19 protein-coding genes are annotated in these 20,615 nt (G+C 47.9%); 18 read left to right on the top strand and 1 reads right to left on the bottom strand.

Annotated elements, in window-relative coordinates; translation table 11 throughout:
- Window positions 1-69: 69 nt before the first annotated feature.
- Window positions 70-354 (bottom strand): transition state genes transcriptional regulator AbrB, encoded by a 285-nt coding sequence (locus tag ABU165_RS23670; RefSeq protein WP_009791698.1) that lies wholly within the window; start codon window positions 352-354, stop codon window positions 70-72.
- 1,306 nt (window positions 355-1,660) lie between these two features.
- Between ABU165_RS23670 and metG the strand changes: the two genes are divergently transcribed.
- The 18 genes from metG to mfd all read left to right on the top strand — a co-directional run bounded on the left by metG (window position 1,661) and on the right by mfd (window position 20,539).
- Window positions 1,661-3,622: a methionine--tRNA ligase gene (metG, locus tag ABU165_RS23665; RefSeq protein WP_009796187.1), complete on the top strand. Its 1,962-nt coding sequence runs from the start codon at window positions 1,661-1,663 to the stop codon at window positions 3,620-3,622.
- 151 nt (window positions 3,623-3,773) lie between these two features.
- Entirely contained in the window at window positions 3,774-4,544 is a 771-nt protein-coding gene (locus ABU165_RS23660; RefSeq protein WP_009796186.1) for a TatD family hydrolase, read from the top strand.
- 268 nt (window positions 4,545-4,812) lie between these two features.
- Window positions 4,813-6,006, top strand: coding sequence for a G5 and 3D domain-containing protein (locus tag ABU165_RS23655; protein ID WP_022543204.1), 1,194 nt, complete (start codon window positions 4,813-4,815; stop codon window positions 6,004-6,006).
- A gap of 207 nt (window positions 6,007-6,213) precedes the next feature.
- Entirely contained in the window at window positions 6,214-6,774 is a 561-nt protein-coding gene (rnmV, locus tag ABU165_RS23650; RefSeq protein ID WP_009796183.1) for a ribonuclease M5, read from the top strand.
- Complete coding sequence (rsmA, locus tag ABU165_RS23645) at window positions 6,767-7,648, top strand: 16S rRNA (adenine(1518)-N(6)/adenine(1519)-N(6))-dimethyltransferase RsmA (protein ID WP_009796182.1); 882 nt, start codon at window positions 6,767-6,769, stop codon at window positions 7,646-7,648. Before rnmV ends, rsmA begins: the two co-directional genes overlap by 8 nt.
- 171 nt (window positions 7,649-7,819) lie before the next feature.
- A complete protein-coding gene (gene yabG / locus ABU165_RS23640) occupies window positions 7,820-8,680 on the top strand; it encodes a sporulation peptidase YabG (protein ID WP_263625873.1) in 861 nt (286 codons plus the stop codon).
- 313 nt (window positions 8,681-8,993) lie between these two features.
- Window positions 8,994-9,257, top strand: coding sequence for a biofilm formation stimulator Veg (veg, locus tag ABU165_RS23635; protein ID WP_009796178.1), 264 nt, complete (start codon window positions 8,994-8,996; stop codon window positions 9,255-9,257).
- 158 nt (window positions 9,258-9,415) lie between these two features.
- On the top strand, window positions 9,416-9,586 hold the full coding sequence (locus tag ABU165_RS23630) for a small, acid-soluble spore protein, alpha/beta type (protein WP_009796176.1): 171 nt from the start codon (window positions 9,416-9,418) through the stop codon (window positions 9,584-9,586).
- Between the two features lie 256 nt (window positions 9,587-9,842).
- Window positions 9,843-10,712: a 4-(cytidine 5'-diphospho)-2-C-methyl-D-erythritol kinase gene (gene ispE, locus ABU165_RS23625; RefSeq protein ID WP_009796175.1), complete on the top strand. Its 870-nt coding sequence runs from the start codon at window positions 9,843-9,845 to the stop codon at window positions 10,710-10,712.
- A 58-nt stretch (window positions 10,713-10,770) separates the two neighbouring features.
- Window positions 10,771-11,598: a pur operon repressor gene (purR, locus tag ABU165_RS23620; RefSeq protein ID WP_035403610.1), complete on the top strand. Its 828-nt coding sequence runs from the start codon at window positions 10,771-10,773 to the stop codon at window positions 11,596-11,598.
- Between the two features lie 14 nt (window positions 11,599-11,612).
- Window positions 11,613-11,987 (top strand): 2-iminobutanoate/2-iminopropanoate deaminase, encoded by a 375-nt coding sequence (gene ridA / locus ABU165_RS23615; protein ID WP_009796173.1) that lies wholly within the window; start codon window positions 11,613-11,615, stop codon window positions 11,985-11,987.
- A 227-nt stretch (window positions 11,988-12,214) separates the two neighbouring features.
- Window positions 12,215-12,505 carry a septation regulator SpoVG gene (gene spoVG, locus ABU165_RS23610; protein ID WP_009336662.1) on the top strand — a complete coding sequence of 97 codons (291 nt, stop codon included), beginning with the start codon at window positions 12,215-12,217 and terminating at the stop codon, window positions 12,503-12,505.
- A gap of 242 nt (window positions 12,506-12,747) precedes the next feature.
- On the top strand, window positions 12,748-14,121 hold the full coding sequence (gene glmU, locus ABU165_RS23605) for a bifunctional UDP-N-acetylglucosamine diphosphorylase/glucosamine-1-phosphate N-acetyltransferase GlmU (protein ID WP_318061045.1): 1,374 nt from the start codon (window positions 12,748-12,750) through the stop codon (window positions 14,119-14,121).
- Window positions 14,122-14,149: 28 nt separating this feature from the next.
- On the top strand, window positions 14,150-15,106 hold the full coding sequence (locus ABU165_RS23600; RefSeq protein WP_009796168.1) for a ribose-phosphate diphosphokinase: 957 nt from the start codon (window positions 14,150-14,152) through the stop codon (window positions 15,104-15,106).
- Between the two features lie 183 nt (window positions 15,107-15,289).
- Window positions 15,290-15,925: a 50S ribosomal protein L25/general stress protein Ctc gene (locus ABU165_RS23595; protein ID WP_009796167.1), complete on the top strand. Its 636-nt coding sequence runs from the start codon at window positions 15,290-15,292 to the stop codon at window positions 15,923-15,925.
- A gap of 66 nt (window positions 15,926-15,991) precedes the next feature.
- On the top strand, window positions 15,992-16,555 hold the full coding sequence (gene pth, locus ABU165_RS23590; protein WP_009796166.1) for an aminoacyl-tRNA hydrolase: 564 nt from the start codon (window positions 15,992-15,994) through the stop codon (window positions 16,553-16,555).
- Window positions 16,556-16,687: 132 nt separating this feature from the next.
- Window positions 16,688-16,918, top strand: a complete 231-nt coding sequence (gene fin, locus ABU165_RS23585; protein WP_022543206.1) for an anti-sigma-F factor Fin — start codon at window positions 16,688-16,690, stop codon at window positions 16,916-16,918.
- Window positions 16,919-16,999: 81 nt separating this feature from the next.
- Window positions 17,000-20,539, top strand: a complete 3,540-nt coding sequence (gene mfd, locus ABU165_RS23580) for a transcription-repair coupling factor (RefSeq protein WP_318061044.1) — start codon at window positions 17,000-17,002, stop codon at window positions 20,537-20,539.
- Window positions 20,540-20,615 lie beyond the last annotated feature (76 nt).

Here is a 20,615-nt window from a genome sequence, read left to right as displayed (position 1 = left end):
AGCTTTTTTCTTTTCATATAGTATCAAAAAGTATTACACTTACACAGAGCGCAAGTGACTATACTTTTATTATTTTGCAGTTTCAAATGTGCTTTGGATTTCTTTCAGCAGCTGCTCTGCACCGTCACGGCTCAGGATCAGCTTGCCGCCTGCAAGTGTGATGTTATCATCAGAGACTTCGCCGGTAACCTGGCAAGTCATGTTTGGCTTATATTTTTTCAAAATGATGCGCTCATCATCAACATAGATTTCAAGAGCGTCCTTTTCGGCGATGCCAAGTGTACGTCTTAACTCAATCGGAATAACTACGCGTCCCAGCTCATCAACTTTACGAACAATACCTGTAGATTTCATATTAAAAATCTCCTCTCATATCTCCACTATTTTCTTTTTCTCTATCTATAGATTCGTCATTATTCGACAAAATTCTTATAGATTACATAATACCAGCCATTCCCAAATCCGTCAATTACTTTTAAATCAAATTTTTTTAGAAATTTTTAGGTGATGAAGAAAGTTGCTATATCAGGGTTTTGTGGCTGGAGAGACACATTTTTGGCATAGAGCTGTTCTGAAGATTATTTTGAATTAAGAGTATAAATTTATACTATGATAACATCATTCGACAAAATTCTACAGTAATGTCGAAACGCTTCATAATATATACTTCGTGCTTGGTTCCGGATTTTTGGGGATGGAAGGGGGAGCTTCAGACCTGGGCAAGCCGCCTCCGCTTTTCTTCATGTCCAGCTCCGGGCGCTAGCCCCTCGAGTCTTAAGCCAATCAGATCAGGAGGTTAAAGAACAACCTTCCGCTCTGCCCGTCTTAAGCTTGTCGGGGCTGAGCAAGCGCCCTCCGCCTTTCTTCATGTCCAGCTCCGGGCGCTAGCCCCTCGAGTCCTAAGCCAATCAGATCAGAAGGTTAAAGAACAACCTTCCGCTCTGCTCGTGTTAAGCTTGTCGGGGCTGAGCAAGCGCCCTCCGCCTTTCTTCTTGTCCAGCTCCGGCTCCTAGGTGCTCGAGTCATAAGCCACTTTGGAACCGAAGGCAAAGAACGCCTTCAATTCCAAAGCGTCTTATGCTGGGCTCACAGGATGTGGGTCATGCAGGCGTTGCCACAGGACGTGGCGTATTTAGCCTCCGTTCCTTAAATTGCAAGTCGCCTCCGCCTTTCTTATGTCCAGCTCCAGCGGCTAGAGCCTCGAGTCATAAGCCACGGCAGAATTAAAGACAAAGAACGCCTTTTATTCTGCCGCGTCTTATGCTTGTCGGCTCTGGGCAAGCCGCTTCCGCCTTTCTATTTGTCCAGCTCCGGGCGCTAGCCCCTCGAGTCTTAAGCCAATCAGATCAGAAGGTTAAAGAACAACCTTCCGCTCTGCTCGTCTTAAGCTTGTCGGGGCTGAGCAAGCGCCCTCCGCCTTTCTTAGTTGCACTATTTGATATTTTTAGGTATATTTTGAGGGTATAAGAGGCTATGCTGACGAGTATAGAAAACATAGTGAATTTGCTTGATTGCGGGCATGCTAGGCTGATTTTCGCTCTCGTCCTGGAAAGGGCGGGATTTTTTGCATTCAGGGCCTGAGATGCCATGTCAAATAGATGGACGAGCTTGTTTCTTTTGCTTGCTCTTACTTTGCTGAACATTAACAGGAGGGAAACCAATGGAAGGAAAATTGAAGACCTTTTATCTTACAACCCCGATCTATTATCCGAGCGGAAATCTGCATATCGGCCATGCCTACACAACAGTGGCCGGAGATGCGATGGCCCGCTATAAGCGCCTGCGCGGCTATGATGTAATGTATTTGACCGGTACGGATGAACATGGACAGAAAATTCAGCAGAAAGCTGAAGAAAAAGGCGTAACGCCGCAGGAGTATGTTGATGAGATCGTCGATGGCATCAAGGACCTGTGGAGCAAGCTGGACATCTCCTATGATGATTTCATCCGCACGACCCAGGATCGCCACAAACAGGTGGTTGAAAAGATTTTCGCCCGCCTGCTTGAGCAGGGCGATATTTATTTGGGAGAATATGAAGGCTGGTATTGTACGCCTTGTGAATCATACTTCACAGAACGCCAGCTGGTTGACGGCAACTGCCCTGACTGCGGACGCCCTGTCAATAAAGTGAAGGAAGAATCCTATTTCTTCAAGGTGAGCAAATACGCAGACAGGCTGCTTAAGTATTATGAAGAAAATCCGCATTTCATCCAGCCAGAATCACGCAAGAATGAAATGATCAACAATTTCATCAAGCCTGGACTTGAGGACCTGGCTGTTTCAAGGACAACCTTTGACTGGGGCGTAAAAGTGCCGGACAATCCAAAGCATGTGGTATATGTATGGATCGATGCGCTTTCCAACTATATTACGGCCCTTGGCTACGGAACAGAAGACGACTCCAAATATCTGAACTATTGGCCTGCGGATGTCCATCTGGTCGGCAAGGAAATTGTCCGTTTCCATACGATCTACTGGCCAATCATGCTGATGGCGCTGGATCTGCCGCTGCCAAAGAAGGTATTTGCCCATGGCTGGCTTTTGATGAAGGATGGGAAAATGTCCAAATCCAAAGGGAATGTCGTTGATCCTGTTACATTGATTGACCGCTACGGACTGGATTCCCTCCGCTATTACCTCCTTCGCGAAGTGCCGTTCGGCGCTGATGGTGTTTTTACACCGGAAGGATTTGTTGAGAGGGTCAATTTCGACCTGGCAAATGACCTGGGCAATCTGCTTAACCGTACGGTGGCAATGATCGAGAAGTATTTTGACGGAACGATACCTGCCTATCAAGGATCTGAAGGCGAGTTTGACAAGCAGCTGCTTGATATGAACAAAGAAACAGTCGCCAAGTATGAAGAAGCGATGGAAAAGATGGAATTCTCTGTAGCCCTTTCATCTGTGTGGCAGCTTGTGAGCAGGACGAACAAGTACATCGATGAAACACAGCCATGGGTGCTTGCGAAGGACGAAGCACGCAAGGAAGAGCTGGGCAATGTGATGTTCCACCTGGCTGAGTCTCTGAGAAGGACCGGCGTATTGCTGAAGCCTTTCCTGACACGCACGCCGGATGGAATCTTCAATCAGCTGAATGTGAATACAGAAGAGCTGACATCATGGGAAAGCCTCGAGACGTTCGGCCTGATTCCGGAGAATACGAAGGTAGTCAAAGGAGACCCGATCTTCCCAAGGCTTGATATGAAAGAAGAAGTGGAATACATTAAAGAAAAAATGCAGGGAAGCGCACCAGCTCCTGCAGCAGAAGAGAAGAAGGTGCCTGAGAAGCCGGACAGCGAGGAAATCACAATTGATGATTTTATGAAGCTGGACCTGCGGGTAGCTGAAGTCATTTCGGCTGAGCCGGTCAAGAAAGCGGATAAGCTTCTAAAGCTTCAGCTTGATCTTGGGTATGAAAAGAGGCAGGTAGTTTCCGGGATTGCAAAATTCTATAAGCCGGAAGAGCTTGTCGGCCGCAAGGTTATCTGTGTGACCAACCTTAAGCCGGTTAAGCTGCGGGGCGAGCTTTCAGAAGGTATGATCCTGGCCGGAAGCGAGGACGGAGCGCTGTCACTTGCGACTATTGCCGAGTCACTGCCAAACGGAGCGCGTGTAAAATAAGCCAGTAGAATGGACATAGGGATGTTTTGCGTTTCATAAGCGTCGGACAGCCCTATGTTTTCTTTCATTTAAGGACAGGAAAGATATTTTGTAACATAAATGAAATAATAGAGATGTAAATATAATATTTTCTCTAGTAAGGAGTTTTTCTATGTTATTCGACACGCATGTACATTTGAATGCCGAACAGTTTGAGGAAGATCTGGAAGAAGTGATCGGGAGGGCGCAGGCAGAAGGTGTCTCCCATATGGTGGTTGTCGGCTTTGACCGCCCGACAATCACCAAAGCCATGGAGCTGGCAGAAGCCTATGATTTTATTTTTGCATGTGTCGGCTGGCATCCTGTCGATGCTATTGATATGACTGATGAGGACCTGGCCTGGATCGAGGAGCTGGCTGCCCATCCAAAAGTAGTGGCAATCGGGGAGATGGGGCTTGACTATCATTGGGATAAATCGCCGAAGGATGTCCAGAAGGATGTATTCAGAAGGCAGATCAGGCTGGCGAAGAAAGTTAAGCTGCCGATCGTCATCCATAATCGGGACGCAACGGCTGATGTTGTGGAAATCCTGAGGGAAGAGGGAGCGGGAGAGGTCGGCGGCATCATGCATTGCTACAGCGGGAGTGTCGAAGTGGCTAAGGAATGCCTTGATATGAATTTCTATATTTCTCTCGGTGGCCCGGTAACCTTCAAAAATGCGAAAAAACCGAAGGAAGTCGCAGAGGCAGTTCCTCTTGAAAAGCTATTGATTGAAACCGACTGCCCTTATCTTGCTCCGCATCCCTACCGGGGAAAAAGGAATGAGCCTGCCTATGTTAAGCTGGTGGCTGAGCAGATTGCCGAACTGAAAGGGCTGGCATTCAAAGAAGTGGCAGAAGCGACAACGGAAAATGCAAAAAGATTATTCGGCATCAACCGCTAAGCGTTTTTGTCGATTCATGGGGGAGCTTGTCCCTATTAAGTCCAATTCTTAAAAGTTCTACACACCTCCTTTTCGTCATAGGATAACCGTGTCGATAAGTCTCTCTTTCCTTTCTCTTGTTTTTTTTGCATAATAGGAAATACGTTTTCCCCCTCCCGCCCAGGAAAGCAGCAAAATGAGAGAAAAGTGTTTGAGTTGACAGCCGGCAAGATACTCTATATAATCACTCCGAAGAGAAAAGGAGGCGTTTTTCATCGCGATTGAGAACATGAAAAACCTGTTTTCCAAGTCTTTGAGTAAGAAAAAACTGACCGTCATGGTTGCTAGTTTAATAGTTTTTTCGGCAGCTGCCGGGTTCATGATTTTTGAAACCACGAAAAAAACAGTAGCAGTTTCCATGAATGGCCAGGACAAAGTCATCAAAACACATGCAGATACAGTTCAAGATATATTCGATGATCTGGAAATATCCCTTCGCTCAGAAGACTATCTGTTTCCCTCGGGAAGCACAAAGGTAAAGGACGGCTTAGAGGTAGTATGGGAGCCGGCAAAACAGGTTCAACTGACAGACAGCAGCGGGAAGAAAACGATTTGGACAACGGCTGATACGGTTGGCGGGCTTTTAAAGGAGCAGAATATTGCACTTTCAGAGCACGATAAAGTCAATCCGAAGCCGGATGAGGGAATTAAGGACGATTTAAAGATAGAAGTGGAAAAAGCTTTTGCGTTGACGCTCATTGAGGGCGGCAAGAAACAACAAATGTGGTCAACTTCGACTACGGTCGCTGACTTTTTATCGCAGCAGGGAATTACACTAAACAATATGGACCGTGTTGAACCAAAGCTAGAAGAGACAGTCAAGGAAAATGCCATTGTCAATGTCATTCGAGTTGAAAAAGTCACCGATGTAGTGGAAGAACCAATCAGTTATGCCGTGGTTACAAAGAAGGACGCCAGCCTTGCCAAGGGGAAGGAACAGGTTGTCTCCCACGGGCAGGAAGGCCTTTTATCAAGGCAGTATGAAGTTGTTTTGGAAAACGGAAAAGAAACATCCAGAAAATTGCTCAGTGAAAAGAAAGTAAAAGAGAAAAAGGATAAGATTGTTGCTGTCGGCACGAAGGTTATGGCGCAGAGGGTTGCTGTTTCCCGCGGAGCGGGCTCAAGCGAGTCCGGCAGGGAGATGTATGTTTCCTCTACTGCATATACTCCAAGCTGCAGCGGATGCTCGGGCATAACCGCTACAGGGATCAATCTTAAATCAAACCCAGGCATAAAAGTCATCGCCGTTGATCCGCGGGTAATCCCGCTAGGCACGAAAGTCTATGTCGAAGGATATGGCTATGCAGTGGCAGCCGATACCGGCTCTGCCATTAAGGGCAATAAAATCGATGTATTCTTTGCTTCCAAGTCGGATGCATACCGGTGGGGAAGAAAGACGGTTAAAATCAAAATATTAGACTAAACGATTTATGCAGGGGAAGAATTTCTCCTGTTTTTTTGTTGGTTTAGCGGAGTCTGGCAATGCGGAATGATTTTTTCCCGGCGATTCGGTAATATATAATAAAACACAGACGGATTGTTTTTATTGTTACTCATACTATTAGACGATTCAGATTACAAAAATGTTTCAAGTTTTTATCAAATTTTTCATTTTAATTTTGGAGGACCAATGAAGATTAAAGAAATCATTGTAGTGGAAGGCAAGGATGATACGACGGCTATAAAGAGGGCGGTCAATGCTGACACGATTGAAACGAACGGTTCAGCCATCAATGCGGCAACTCTGGAAAGAATCAAGCATGCTCAAAGCAAGAGGGGTGTCATCGTTCTGACGGATCCGGACTTCCCGGGCCAGAAGATCCGTGATAGCATCACCCGCCATGTGCCTGGCTGCAAGCATGCTTTCATAGATAAGACGGATGCACTGCCGAAGTCGGGGAGAGGCCTGGGGGTCGAGCACGCTTCCCCTGAGACGATCAGGAAAGCACTCCGGGAGGCCCAGACTATGCAGGAAACAGCCCGGGAGGAAATTACCCAGGAAGATTTGATCCTGGCCGGCCTCATCGGCGGGAGCAGCGCGAGGGAGCGCAGGGAGAAGCTGGGAAGGCTTCTTAAGATTGGGTATACTAACGGAAAACAGCTTCATAAGAGACTGATGATGTTCCAGGTCCCGAAAGAAGACTTTGCATCTGCCATTGAAGCAATCGACCAGGAGGAGCGCCATGCATAAAGATATCGCAACACCACTTAGAACACGTGCCATACTTGAAAAATACGGCTTCAGCTTTAAAAAGAGCCTGGGGCAGAACTTCCTGATAGACACCAATATACTGAACCGGATCGTCGACCATGCCGAGCTCCGGGAAGGTTCAGGAGCAATTGAGATCGGGCCCGGCATTGGGGCACTCACAGAGCAGCTGGCCAAGCGGAGCGAAAAAGTGGTCGCCTTTGAAATTGACCAGAGGCTCCTTCCGATCCTGAAGGAAACGCTCGCACCTTATCCGAATGCTGAAGTGATCCATCAGGATGTCCTGAAGGCTGATGTTAAAACCACAATCGAGGAAAGGTTTGCACCGGGCCAGGATCTGATGGTGGTTGCCAATCTCCCGTATTATGTGACCACTCCGATCATCATGAAGCTCCTGGAGGAAAAACTGCCGATCCGCGGGATCGTCTGCATGCTCCAGAAGGAAGTGGCTGACCGCATTTCGGCCAAGCCGGGCTCAAAGGACTATGGATCGCTTTCAATTGCCGTCCAGTATTATACAGAAGCAGAAACGGTCATGATCGTTCCCAAGACTGTATTTGTTCCGCAGCCGAATGTCGACTCGGCCGTGATCAGGCTGACGAGGAGGGAGCAGCCTCCAGTGCTGGTGAAGGATGAGGCATTCTTTTTCCAGGTGACAAAGGCAAGCTTTGCTCAAAGAAGGAAGACCATCCTCAACAACCTGACAAGCCAGCTGCATGAAGGAAAGCAGAAAAAAGAGGCCATCCTTGCTGCATTGGAGACAGCAGGCATTGAGCCTTCCAGACGCGGGGAGACCCTTTCAATCGGGGAGTTTGGCCGCCTGAGCGATGAACTTTATCCCCATTTTAAAAATTAACGAGCAGGAGCCCGGAAATCGCCGGGCTTCTTTTTTTATTTGCCTGCTGCCGCCCATTCACCCGGAAGGCACATGTGCAGGGGCATTTGCATAGTTTATGAAAGAACCAGAAGCGATTAGACCAGCTCGGCACAGGAGCTTAATGGAGTGACGCCAGTGAGCATTAACCTTATGGATATTGTAGGAAGGGTTTCATATAACTGTGACATCATGTTTCGGGTGATCGATATACGTGAAGAAGAAGGCCGGAAGCTCGCGGTTCTGTATGGAGAGGATATCAGGCTGATAGCGGATGCGCCTTATGAAGATCTGATTGTGATCAACCAGTCAGAGCGGATGAAGATGTCAAGGCAGTATCAGTCCCTTGAGGAACAGTCTTATAATCTGTTCAGGCAGGATGTGAGCCTCCTGAAGCAGAAGCAGGAATACGAAGCAACCGGCGCATACAGCAAGCCGTTCAATTATTTTCAGATCCCGGGCAGGGTGCTTCATCTGGACGGTGATCCGTCCTATTTAAAGAAATGCCTTTCCCTATATGAGAAGATCGGTGTCCCGGTAACCGGGATTCACTGCAATGAAAAAGAGATGCCGAGTAAAATAGGCCAGCTCATCGACTATTACAGGCCGGATATCCTGGTCATCACAGGGCATGATGCCTACTCAAAGGCCAAAGGCAAGGTGACCGATATCAATGCTTACCGCCATTCCAAGCATTTTGTCCAGACGGTCAGGGAAGCGCGGAGAAAGATTCCCCATCTGGATCAGCTGGTCATATTTGCAGGGGCCTGCCAGTCGCATTTCGAATCCCTGATCCACGCAGGGGCCAATTTTGCAAGCTCGCCATCACGTGTCAATATCCATGCCCTTGATCCCGTCTATATTGTGGCTAAAATCAGTTTCACGCCTTTTATGGAGCGGATTAATGTATGGGACGTCCTCCGAAATACGCTGACAGGCGAAAAGGGGCTTGGCGGGATAGAGACAAAAGGTGTGCTCCGGACGGGCATGCCGTTTAATAAAGGAGCGGAATAAGGGGAATAAGCCGGCATAAGAGCGGGCTTATTTTTTTGTTCAGGCACTGTCTGGCATTTGCTTAAGTCAGGCAGGACAGGCTTTCGCCAGCTCTGTTTTCAGGCTGCCCAAATGATAAGCAGCAAGGTTTTCCTGTCTTATTCATATTTGGCACATAATTCGCTTATTTTAGGGAATGATAAAAATGTTGAAAAATAGGATAAAAAGTAGACGAAAATATATTGACAATCTTTTTTAAAGACTGTTATAATTTATGTTTTTATTTGACTCTACTGTGTCAGTGTGATATACTTTACATAGTGAGGTGGACCGAATGGCAAAAACATTAACGGACATAAAAAAGGCTCTTGATTCAAATTTGGGGAAAAGGCTTTTGCTTAAAGCCAATGGCGGGCGCAGGAAAACGATTGAACGTTCAGGCGTGCTGGCAGAAACATATCCCTCTGTATTTGTGATTGAACTTGATCAGGATGAAAATGCATTCGAACGCGTATCTTACAGTTATGCAGATGTTTTAACAGAAACGGTTCAAATTACCTTCTACGAAGACGCATCAGGACATATGGCTTTAAGCTGATATATATCCTTTTCTAAAAAGCAGGGGCGGCAAAACAATTTTTGCCGCCCCTGCTTTTTAATTTGCTCCCGCAGAAACAGTCAAATATAGGTTTGCATGGGCAGGCTTGATGCCGCCTACAATAAAAATACCGCAATGCTTAAAAAGGGGATGTTGCATTGAGCAGGAGAAAAGGCGTCATGTCAGAAGGATTCAAGGAAGAACTGGCGAAAGAGCTCGGCTTCTATGATGTTGTCCAGAAGGAAGGCTGGGGAGGCATCCGGGCGAAGGATGCCGGCAATATGGTGAAACTGGCGGTAGAAAAAGCACAGCAGAGCCTCCTTCAGTAAAAAATGATGTTCACTGCTTCAAGCTTGAAACCAAACAGCTGCATTTGCGGGCCCGGGGGCAACCCCCGGGTTTTTTGCGTCTAATGGGCTCCAAGGCCCTTCCAGACAGCTCATTCTGCCTTTTCTCTTTCCCATTCGCATGGTAAAATTACTTATTTGTTGAAGAATGTCCGATTCGAACGTCTTACAAGCCCTGTTTTGTGGTAAAATAGGACAAAAACTGAGACGTTGAAATGAGCAGAAGTAGGTGGGTATTTTGAAGCTTTTAGTAAAGGCGCCGGCTAAGATCAATTTATCGCTGGATGTATTATATAAACGGCCGGATGGCTACCATGAGGTGGAGATGATCATGACGACGATCGATCTCGCCGACCGCCTTGAATTGACTGAATTGAAAAAAGACGAAATCAGGATCATTTCCCATAACCGGTTTGTGCCTGATGACCAGCGGAATCTCGCATACCAGGCGGCATCCCTGCTGAAGGAGCGGTTCAAGGTAAAACAGGGAGTGGCCATTACGATAGAAAAGACCATTCCGGTCGCGGCAGGGCTTGCCGGCGGCAGCAGCGACGCAGCAGCAGCCCTGAGAGGCTTGAATAAGCTGTGGGGGCTCGGCCTTTCACTGGATGAGCTTGCAGAGATCGGAGCGGAAATAGGATCAGATGTATCTTTCTGTGTCTATGGCGGTACTGCGCTGGCGACGGGGCGGGGAGAAATGATTAAGCATCTGCCGGCACCGCCGACATGCTGGGTGATCCTCGCGAAGCCATTCATCGGGGTATCGACTGCAGATGTATACAGGCGCCTCGATCTGAAAGGGATCCATCATCCGAATACCGCGGGCATGGTAGAGGCGATCAAGGATGGCGATTACAGCAGCGTATGCGAAAATGTCGGGAATGTACTGGAAGATGTGACGCTCAATCTTTATCCTGAAGTCGCACAAATCAAAGATCAGATGAAAAGGTTCGGAGCGGATGCTGTGCTGATGAGCGGATCGGGGCCTACGGTGTTCGGCCTTGTTCATCATGATTCAAGAATGCACCGGATTTATAACGGCCTGAAAGGCTTCTGTGATCAGGTCTTCGCGGTACGAATGCTGGGTGATCAGCATAAGCTTGATTAAATCCGTATATTAGTGGTATATTATCGTTAATTATTCGGATTCCGGAGGTTTCGTAATGATGAAGTTTCGCCGCAGCGAGCGCTTAATAGATATGACGAATTATCTGCTGGAGCATCCCCGGCAGCTGGTGTCCCTCACTTTTTTTGCCGACCGTTACGGCTCTGCCAAATCTTCGATCAGCGAAGACCTGGCCATTATAAAAGAGACATTCGAACAGCGGGGGATCGGCACCCTTCAGACAGTGCCGGGTGCAGCCGGTGGAGTGAAATACTCTGTAAAGGTAAGCGATGATGAGGCACGCCCTTTTATAAGCGGGCTTTGTGAGGTCATTGCCAGCCCGGAAAGGCTCCTGCCGGGAGGCTACCTGTATATGACTGATATCCTCGGCGATCCGGCGATTGTCCAGAAGGCGGGAAGAGTCTTTGCCTCCGCTTTTGCCGATGCTGATATCGATGTAGTCATGACTGTGGCAACAAAAGGGATCCCGCTTGCCTACGCTGTCGGGGCATACTTAAATGTGCCGGTCGTGATCGTCAGGAGAGACAGCAGAGTGACAGAAGGATCGACAGTGAGCATCAACTATGTTTCAGGGTCAGCCAAGCGCATCCAGACGATGGTGCTTTCGAAAAGAAGCCTGGAAGAAGGATCGAAGGTGCTGATTGTCGATGATTTTATGAAAGCAGGCGGTACGGTCAACGGCATGATCAGCATGCTGGAGGAATTCAAGGCACATGTTGCCGGGATTGCGGTCCTGGTGGAAGCAGAAAAAGCTGAAGAACGCCTTGTTGATGAATATTTGTCTCTTGTCCAGCTTGCAGATGTGGATGTCAAAGAGAAGAAAATCAATGTGACAGAGGGAAACTATTTCAGGCATAAGAACGGATAAAGGTGGGAGAAGCCATGAAAAAAGTTCATACAGAGATGGCTCCGGCTGCAATCGGACCATACTCACAGGGAATTGTCGTAAACAATATGTTTTACAGCTCAGGCCAGATTCCATTGACTGCCGGAGGCATCATGGTGGATGGCAATGTCAAGGAGCAGACGCACCAAGTGTTCAAGAACCTCCAGGCTGTACTGAAGGAAGCGGGTGCTTCGCTGGAAACGGTCGTAAAGGCGACGGTCTTCATCAAAGATATGAATGACTTCGCGGAGATCAATGAAGTGTATGGAGAATATTTCGGAGAGCACAAGCCGGCCCGTTCCTGTGTGGAAGTAGCAAGGCTGCCAAAAGATGCACTGGTTGAAATTGAAGTAATAGCGCTCGTTAAATAAAACGGGGGCTTTTTTTTACCTCAAAATATTTTCTGAATTACCTGTAAATTTAGGCGGTTTGTACTGCTGTGGAAGGTCCGCACTTTCTGTAAGCGCCTCCTTTTGCTTCCTTTTCCCCAGAGCACGGGAAAAAACCCAAAAAAAAATTCCCATTTAAGAAGGAGAATTGGAAAATTTGTTGAATTAATAAAATTAGAATTTATTTACTAGTAAAGGTGGTGAACCAAATGGAGGTAACTGACGTAAGATTGCGCCGTGTAAATACAGATGGACGGATGAGAGCAATTGCTTCAATTACTTTAGACCATGAGTTTGTTGTTCATGATATCCGTGTCATTGACGGCAATAATGGCCTATTTGTCGCAATGCCAAGCAAACGTACACCTGATGGAGAGTTCCGTGATATCGCTCACCCGATCAATTCCGGAACGCGCGGCAAGATCCAAGAAGCTGTTTTGGCAGAATATCACCGCTTAGGCGAATTAGAAGTTGAATTTGAAGAAGCCGGAGCTTCTTAAGTATAATTGCAACGAGGGCCTACTTCATTAGTCAGGCTCTTTTTTATGGCCATTTTCACTGCCTGCTCCTTATTATTGCCTTTCCCCTGTAAGACCACTGTATAAACCATCCTTCTTAAATAATTTCCTTCCCAGAAAATCTTCCTTATGACAAAAATATGTACTTTGGCAACATTCCTTGAAATGAAAGGCTTTTTGAGATATATTCTTAATGGATAAAAAGGTAAATTGGAGGCCTGTAAATGTCTACACGTTTCGCGGTAATTTTAGCCGCAGGCCAAGGGACACGCATGAAGTCAAAGCTTTATAAAGTGCTTCATCCCGTTTGCGGCAAACCAATGGTTCAGCATGTTGTGGATCAAGTATCGAATCTTCATATAGAAAAAATCGTCACCATCATCGGGCATGGCGCCGAGCTTGTCAAATCCCAGCTGGGTGATGCAAGCAGCTATGCGCTTCAGGAGGAACAGCTCGGCACAGCCCATGCTGTCATGCAGGCTAAGGATGCCCTTGAAGGAAAAGAGGGTGTGACCATCGTTGTGTGCGGGGATACACCACTCATCAAGGCAGAAACAATGGAGTCGCTCTTCCGCCATCATGAGGAAACTGGTGCAAAAGCAACCATCCTTACTGCCATTGCTCCTGATCCTGCAGGATATGGAAGAATTGTACGGAATGAAGAGGGGCATGTCGAGAAAATCGTCGAGCATAAGGATGCGACAGAGCAGGAGAGAAGCATCACTGAAATCAACACAGGTACATACTGCTTTGATAACGCATCGCTTTTCCGTGCCCTGAACAATGTCAGCAATGACAATGTCCAAGGAGAGTATTACCTGCCTGATGTCATTGAAATCCTGAAAACTGAAGGTGAGACGGTATCAGCCTTCGCAACAGGCGATTTCGATGAGTCACTGGGCGTCAATGACCGTGTTGCTCTTTCTCAGGCAGAACGCATCATGAAAAGGCGCATAAATGAGAAGCATATGAGAAACGGTGTGTCGCTCATCGATCCTGAACAGACGTATATCAGCCCTGAAGCGGTGATCGGCCAGGATACAGTCATCTATCCGGGAACAGTCATCCAGGGGGCTGCGGTGATCGGCTCAGAATGCGTGATCGGCCCCAACACGGAAATCAAGGACTGTACGATCGGGGACACCACTGTTATCAGGCATTCTGTCGCCCACGACAGCAACATCGGCAGTGGTGTAGCGATTGGGCCGTTTGCCCATATCCGTCCTCAGTCAGATATCCATGATGAAGTGAAGGTCGGCAATTTCGTTGAAATTAAGAAGTCTGTTTTCGGCAAAGGAAGCAAGGCCTCCCACCTCAGTTATATTGGGGATGCGGAAGTCGGAAGCGATGTGAACCTCGGCTGCGGCTCAATCACAGTCAATTATGACGGGAAAAATAAATTCCTGACAAAAATCGAAGACGGTGCATTCATTGGCTGCAACTCCAATCTGGTTGCACCTGTAACGGTCGGAAAAGGCGCGTATGTAGCGGCCGGCTCTACCATCACGGAAGATGTGCCTGGAGAAGCGCTGGCAGTGGCCCGTGCAAGGCAGACGAATAAAGAAGATTATGTGAGCAAGCTTAATAACAAGAAATAATAGTGATAAAAAGCTAATGGAGGTTAACATGTCGAACCAGTATTTAGATCCAAACTTGAAGGTGTTTTCCCTGAATTCAAATCGTGATCTGGCATCGGAAATTGCAAAGGTTATCGGAGTGGAGCTTGGAAAGTGCTCTGTTACGCGTTTTAGTGATGGAGAGATCCAGATTAACATCGAGGAAAGCATCAGGGGCTGTGATGTATTCGTGATCCAGTCCACAAGCTCTCCTGTAAACGAGCACTTGATGGAGCTTCTGATCATGATTGACGCACTGAAGAGGGCTTCTGCCAAGACAATCAACATTGTTATGCCTTACTACGGCTATGCACGCCAGGACCGCAAGGCGAGAGCCCGTGAACCGATCACGGCCAAGCTTGCAGCCAACCTGCTTGAAACGGCAGGGGCGACGCGTGTCATCACGCTGGATCTTCATGCGCCGCAAATCCAGGGCTTCTTCGATATCCCGATCGACCATCTGATGGGTGTGCCGATTTTGGCCGATTATTTCGGAAACAAAGATCTGGATGGCGATATTGTCATCGTATCACCGGACCATGGGGGAGTAACCCGCGCACGCAAGCTTGCTGAGCGCCTGAAGGCTCCAATCGCCATCATCGACAAGCGCCGTCCTAAGCCGAATGTGGCGGAAGTCATGAATATCGTCGGAAATATCGACGGCAAGATTGCTATCCTTATCGATGACATCATCGATACGGCCGGCACGATCACCCTTGCTGCGAACGCCCTGATTGAAAATGGCGCGAAGGAAGTCTATGCGTGCTGCACACATCCTGTGCTGTCAGGGCCGGCGATCGAGCGGATCCAGAACTCAAATATTAAAGAACTGGCTGTCACAAACTCCATTGCTTTGCCTGAAGAAAAGAAAATCGCAAAAGTCAGGGAGCTGTCTGTAGCCCCTCTTATCGGGGAAGCGATCATCCGCGTCCACGAGGAGCAATCTGTCAGCACTCTGTTCGATTAATTCAGCAGTACAAGAGGCTTGCCGCAGGGCAAGCCTTTTATGCTATACTCATGTTATAAAACAGCTTGCAGGCAAATGTGTTTAAAACATCTCCATTTAGGGCATTTTTAAAAAGATAAGTATGCAGTCCATTTGCATGGTTCATTTTAATTACACCTTAAATTGAGGAAGGGGACGTTTTTTATGAGCACTGTACTTCAAGCCAAAGAACGAAAAGAATTCCGCAATTCCAATCTGACGCAGCTGCGCAATGAGGGGAATATTCCTGGTGTTGTTTATGGGAATAAAATCGAAAGCAAAGCAATTTACCTGAATGGCCCTGATTTTATCAAAACAATCCGGGAAACAGGCAGGAATGCTGTTTTTTCTCTTGATGTAGAAGGCACAAAACATGATGTGGTGCTGAGCGACTATCAGGCGGACCCTTTGAAAAATGAAATCACCCACCTGGACTTCAGGGCGGTTGATATGTCGCAGGAAATCACGGCAGAGGTGAGGATCGAGCTGGTCGGCGATGCGGCAGGCGTCAAAGACGGCGGAGTCCTTCAGCAGCCTGTCCATGAGTTATCTGTATCGGCCAAGCCGAATGACATTCCGCAGAGCGTAGAAGTAAACATAGCAGATCTCCAGGTCGGAGAAAGCATTACGGCCGCAGATATTAAAGCGGGCCGCGGCTTCACGATCAATACGGATGATGAAACAGTCATTGCTTCCATCCTTGCGCCAAGGCAGGAAGAGGAAATAAGCACAGGCGAAGAGCAGGAGCCAGGCATCCCTGAGAATCAGGAAGGCCGGGAAACTGAAGCAAACGAAGAGTAAACAATAAAGGGTCTGGCCCGCTCTGGTCAGACCTTTTCTTACGTTGATAGGCGGAGGTAATAAGACATGAAATTGTTTGTAGGGCTGGGGAACCCAGGGAAAGAGTATGAGAAAACAAGGCATAACATAGGCTTTGATGTTATTGACAGGCTGTCCGGGAAGCTGAATATCCCTTTGGACCAGGCAAAGTTCAAGGGTGTGTTCGGCATGGGGCGCGTCGATGGAGAAAAGGTATTCCTTCTAAAGCCGCTTACATATATGAATCTGTCAGGAGAATCGATCAGACCGCTGATGGACTATTATGATATTGACACAGAAGATCTGGCTGTCATCTATGATGATCTTGATTTGCCGCCGGGGAAAATCCGGCTCAGGCAGAAGGGCAGCGCAGGCGGCCATAATGGCATCAAATCAACAATTGCGCACACAGGCACACAGGAATTCAGCCGCATCCGCGTCGGGATTGGGCGCCCTGAAGGCGGGATGAAGGTAACTGATTATGTGCTCGGCCGTTTTACAGCAGAAGAGCAGAAGGTCATGGATGAGGCGGCAGACCGCTCGGCCGATGCCTGCATAGATTGGATCAGGAAACCTTTCCTTGAGGTCATGAATCAATATAACCAATCTTAGCTTTTCATTATTTCATTTGGCCTTACATATGATAAAGTTAAGTTAGCGTTTTCTGCTGCACTCTGTAAGTGAATAAGATTCCTTCCCGGGGCAATACTAGCAATAACAATTGTTAGACAGGGAGGGACAGGCATGGCACTTCATTATCATTGCCGCCATTGCGGCATGAAGATGGGAACGCTGGATAACTTGTCAATGCATGCAGAAAGCCTTGGGTTCCATAAATTGAATGAAGAAGAACGCCAGGATATGATTCTCTATGGGTCATCCGGGGATATACACATAACATCGATCTGCGAGGATTGCCAGGAATCACTGGAAAGAAATCCTGATTACCATCAGAACGATTACCTTATTCATTAAAAAGCTTTGGACGGACACTCCAAAGCGTTTTTCTGTTTTCATATGCACACATAACGACTTAGGACGAGAGGAGGGGTTGCCATGCTAGGATTAAAACAGCTTTTCACCCGGCAGGATGATATCAAGACAGTCATCACCGGAGTGAACGGGGGGCTGAAAGAGCAGCTGGTGGCCGGATTGACCGGCTCGGCACGGACGCTTTTCCTTGCCTCTATATATGAGCAGACAAAAAAGCCTATGCTGGTTGTAACTCACAATCTTTTACAAGCACAGAAATTATATGATGATATTGTCAATCTGATAGGCGAGGATGATGTATATCTTTATCCCGCCAATGAACTGATCGCATCGGAGCTGAGCATTGCAAGCCCCGAGCTGAGGGCGCAGAGAATCGACGCGCTCAACCATTGGAGCGGGAAGGGCACCGGCATTGTCATTATCCCTATGGCCGGGATGAGGAAGGTGCTTCCGCCTCCTTCCCTTTGGAAGAAGCGCCAGCTGATATTAAAGCTTGGCGATGATATAGAAATAGAGGAGCAGCTTCTTGAGTTTGTCAAAATGGGCTACAGCCGAACTGATATGGTGTCATCCCCGGGAGAATTCAGCGTCAGGGGCGGCATCCTGGACATCTATCCGCTGACCGAAGCAGATCCTATCAGGATTGAGCTGTTTGACACCGAAATTGACAGCATCCGTTCTTTTTCCCTGGAAGACCAGCGATCGAAAGAAAAGCTGAAGCAGGTCCATATCGGCCCTGCAACCGAGAATCCTTTTGAGGATGAGCATTATGACAGGGTATATGAGAAGCTGGAAAAAGGCCTTTCAGCCAGTCTGAAGAAGCTGAAGGATGAGAAGGCAAAAGAGCTGCTGGCCCAGAATATCGGGTATGAACTGGAGCAGCTCCGGAACAGGCAAAGGCCTGAGCAGATGTTCAAATACCTCTCCTATGCTTATGAATCCAGTAATAGTTTGCTAGATTACCTTCCGCAGGATGGGCTTATTTTTATCGATGAAATCAGCAGGGTCCAGGAGATGAATGAGTCCCTTGAGAAAGAGGAGGCAGAATGGTATACAAGCCTGCTTGGCGAAGGAAAGATTGTCCATGACGTCAAAATTTCCCATAGCCTGAAGGAATTCATCGCCCGGTCATATCAGCCGATCGTTTACATGTCCCTATTTTTAAGGCATGTCCCGAATACGAATCCGCAGAATATCATCAATGTCTCCTGCAGGCAGATGCAGAACTTCCACGGCCAGCTGAATGTGCTGAAAAGCGAGCTGGAACGCTGGAGGAAGAGCGGCTTCTCTGTTTTGTTCCTCGGCCCTGACATGGCCCGGGTCAAAAAGCTTCAAAGCGTTTTGGCAGACTATGAAATTGAGGCTGCTGTCATCGAGCCTGATAAAGAAGTGCTGAAGGGCAAGTTCCAGATCACGGAAGGAAGCCTGCAGACAGGCTTTGAACTGCCGATCCAGAAAATTGCCGTCATCACGGAAGAAGAGCTTTTCAACAAGAAAACAGCAAAGCGGTCACCGCGCAGGCAGAAGCTTTCGAATGCTGAAAGAATCAAAAGCTATTCAGAGCTTAAAATCGGCGATTATGTTGTCCATGTGAACCACGGGATCGGCAAATATCTTGGCATTGAAACACTCGAAATCAATGGCCTTCATAAGGATTATCTGAATATCCGCTATTCAGGCAGCGACCAGCTGTATGTTCCGGTCGATCAGATTGATCTTGTCCAGAAGTATGTAGGGTCTGAAGGCAAAGAGCCGAAGATCTATAAGCTTGGCGGCAATGACTGGAAGCGTGTCAAGAAGAAGGTTGAAAGCTCTGTTCAGGATATAGCGGACGATCTGATCAAATTGTACGCCGAGAGGGAAGCGTCGAAAGGTTATGCATTCTCTCCTGACGGGGACATGCAGCGCGAATTCGAGTTGTCCTTCCCTTACCAGGAAACAGAGGATCAGCTGAGGTCCATCCATGAAATCAAGCTGGATATGGAAAAAGAGCGGCCGATGGACCGCCTCCTGTGCGGCGATGTTGGCTACGGGAAAACTGAGGTGGCGATAAGGGCTGCCTTTAAGGCAATTGCGGACGGCAAACAGGTGGCCATCCTTGTGCCGACAACGATCCTTGCCCAGCAGCACTACCAGACAATGAGAGAAAGGTTCCAGGAATACCCTGTTGAGATCGGGCTCTTAAGCCGCTTCCGGACAAAGAAGCAGCAGACCGAGACAGTCAAGGGCCTTAAAAACGGCACCGTTGATATTGTTGTCGGCACCCATCGCCTGCTCTCAAAGGAAATCATTTATAAAGACCTCGGGCTGCTCATCATTGACGAAGAGCAGCGGTTCGGCGTCACTCATAAAGAAAAGATCAAACAGCTCAAAACAAATGTTGATGTCCTGACATTGACTGCGACGCCGATTCCCCGGACCCTGCATATGTCGATGCTCGGCGTGAGAGACTTGTCTGTCATCGAGACACCGCCGGAGAACAGATTCCCGGTCCAGACCTATGTAATGGAATACAATGGCGGACTTGTCCGTGAAGCCATCGAACGGGAGATGGCGCGGGGCGGCCAGGTATATTTCCTGTATAACAGGGTTGAGGACATCGAACGGAAGGCAGAGGAAATCTCCATGCTTGTACCGGATGCCAAGGTGGTTGCCGCCCATGGCCAAATGACTGAAAATGAGCTCGAATCAGTTATGCTGAGCTTCCTTGGAGGAGAAGCGGACGTCCTTGTCAGCACAACGATCATTGAAACGGGAGTTGATATCCCGAATGTGAACACCTTGATCGTATTTGATGCAGACCGGATGGGGCTCTCCCAGCTGTACCAGCTGAGGGGGCGGGTTGGCCGCTCAAACAGAGTTGCCTATGCGTATTTCACCTACCGGAAGGATAAAGTGCTGACTGAAGTGGCAGAAAAGCGCCTCCAGGCCATCAAGGAGTTCACGGAGCTGGGGTCAGGATTTAAGATTGCGATGCGCGATCTTTCCATCAGGGGTGCCGGCAATCTGCTCGGCTCTCAGCAGCACGGATTCATCGATTCTGTCGGCTTTGACCTGTATTCCCAGATGCTTAAAGAGGCGATAGAAGAACGGAAGGAAAATCCGGAAACATATAAAAAGCCTTCTGTGGAAATCGATCTTGAAATCGATGCCTACATCCCTGATGCTTATCTGGCGGATGGAAACCAGAAGATTGAAATGTATAAAAGGTTCCGCGGCATCGACTCGATGGATGAGGTCGAAGGGCTGAAGGAAGAAATGACAGACAGGTTCGGAGATTATCCGGATGAGGTCGCTTACCTGTTCCGGGTCGCCGAGATGAAGGTCCATGCCCAGGAGGCCGGTGTAGAGCTCATCAAACAGTCCAAGGCTGAAGTCCTGATTCTCTTGTCAGAGGAGGCAAGCTCTCTGATCGACGGACAGAAAATCTTCCAGGAAAGCACCAAACATGGACGGATGGTTGGCCTCGGCATGGAAGGCAAGAAGCTGAAGATGGTCATCCAGACAAAGGGTTACAGTACAGACAAATGGCTTAACACCGCCTATGATATGATTCTTGGAATAGATAAGGCCAAAAAGAAGCAGCAAAATCCAATATCGTAAAGTAATGGAAAAGTTCCTGTCACCTAAATGAAATGAGAAAAGTGTTTAATTAGAGTAGACAAGGGTATTTCAAATG

The sequence above is a fragment of the Cytobacillus sp. T106 genome, from assembly GCF_040492155.1.
Lineage (GTDB): Bacteria > Bacillota > Bacilli > Bacillales > Cytobacillaceae > Bacillus_AB > Bacillus_AB infantis.
Note: the sequence above shows the minus strand (reverse complement) of the source record. Positions and strands in the feature narration are given on the sequence as shown.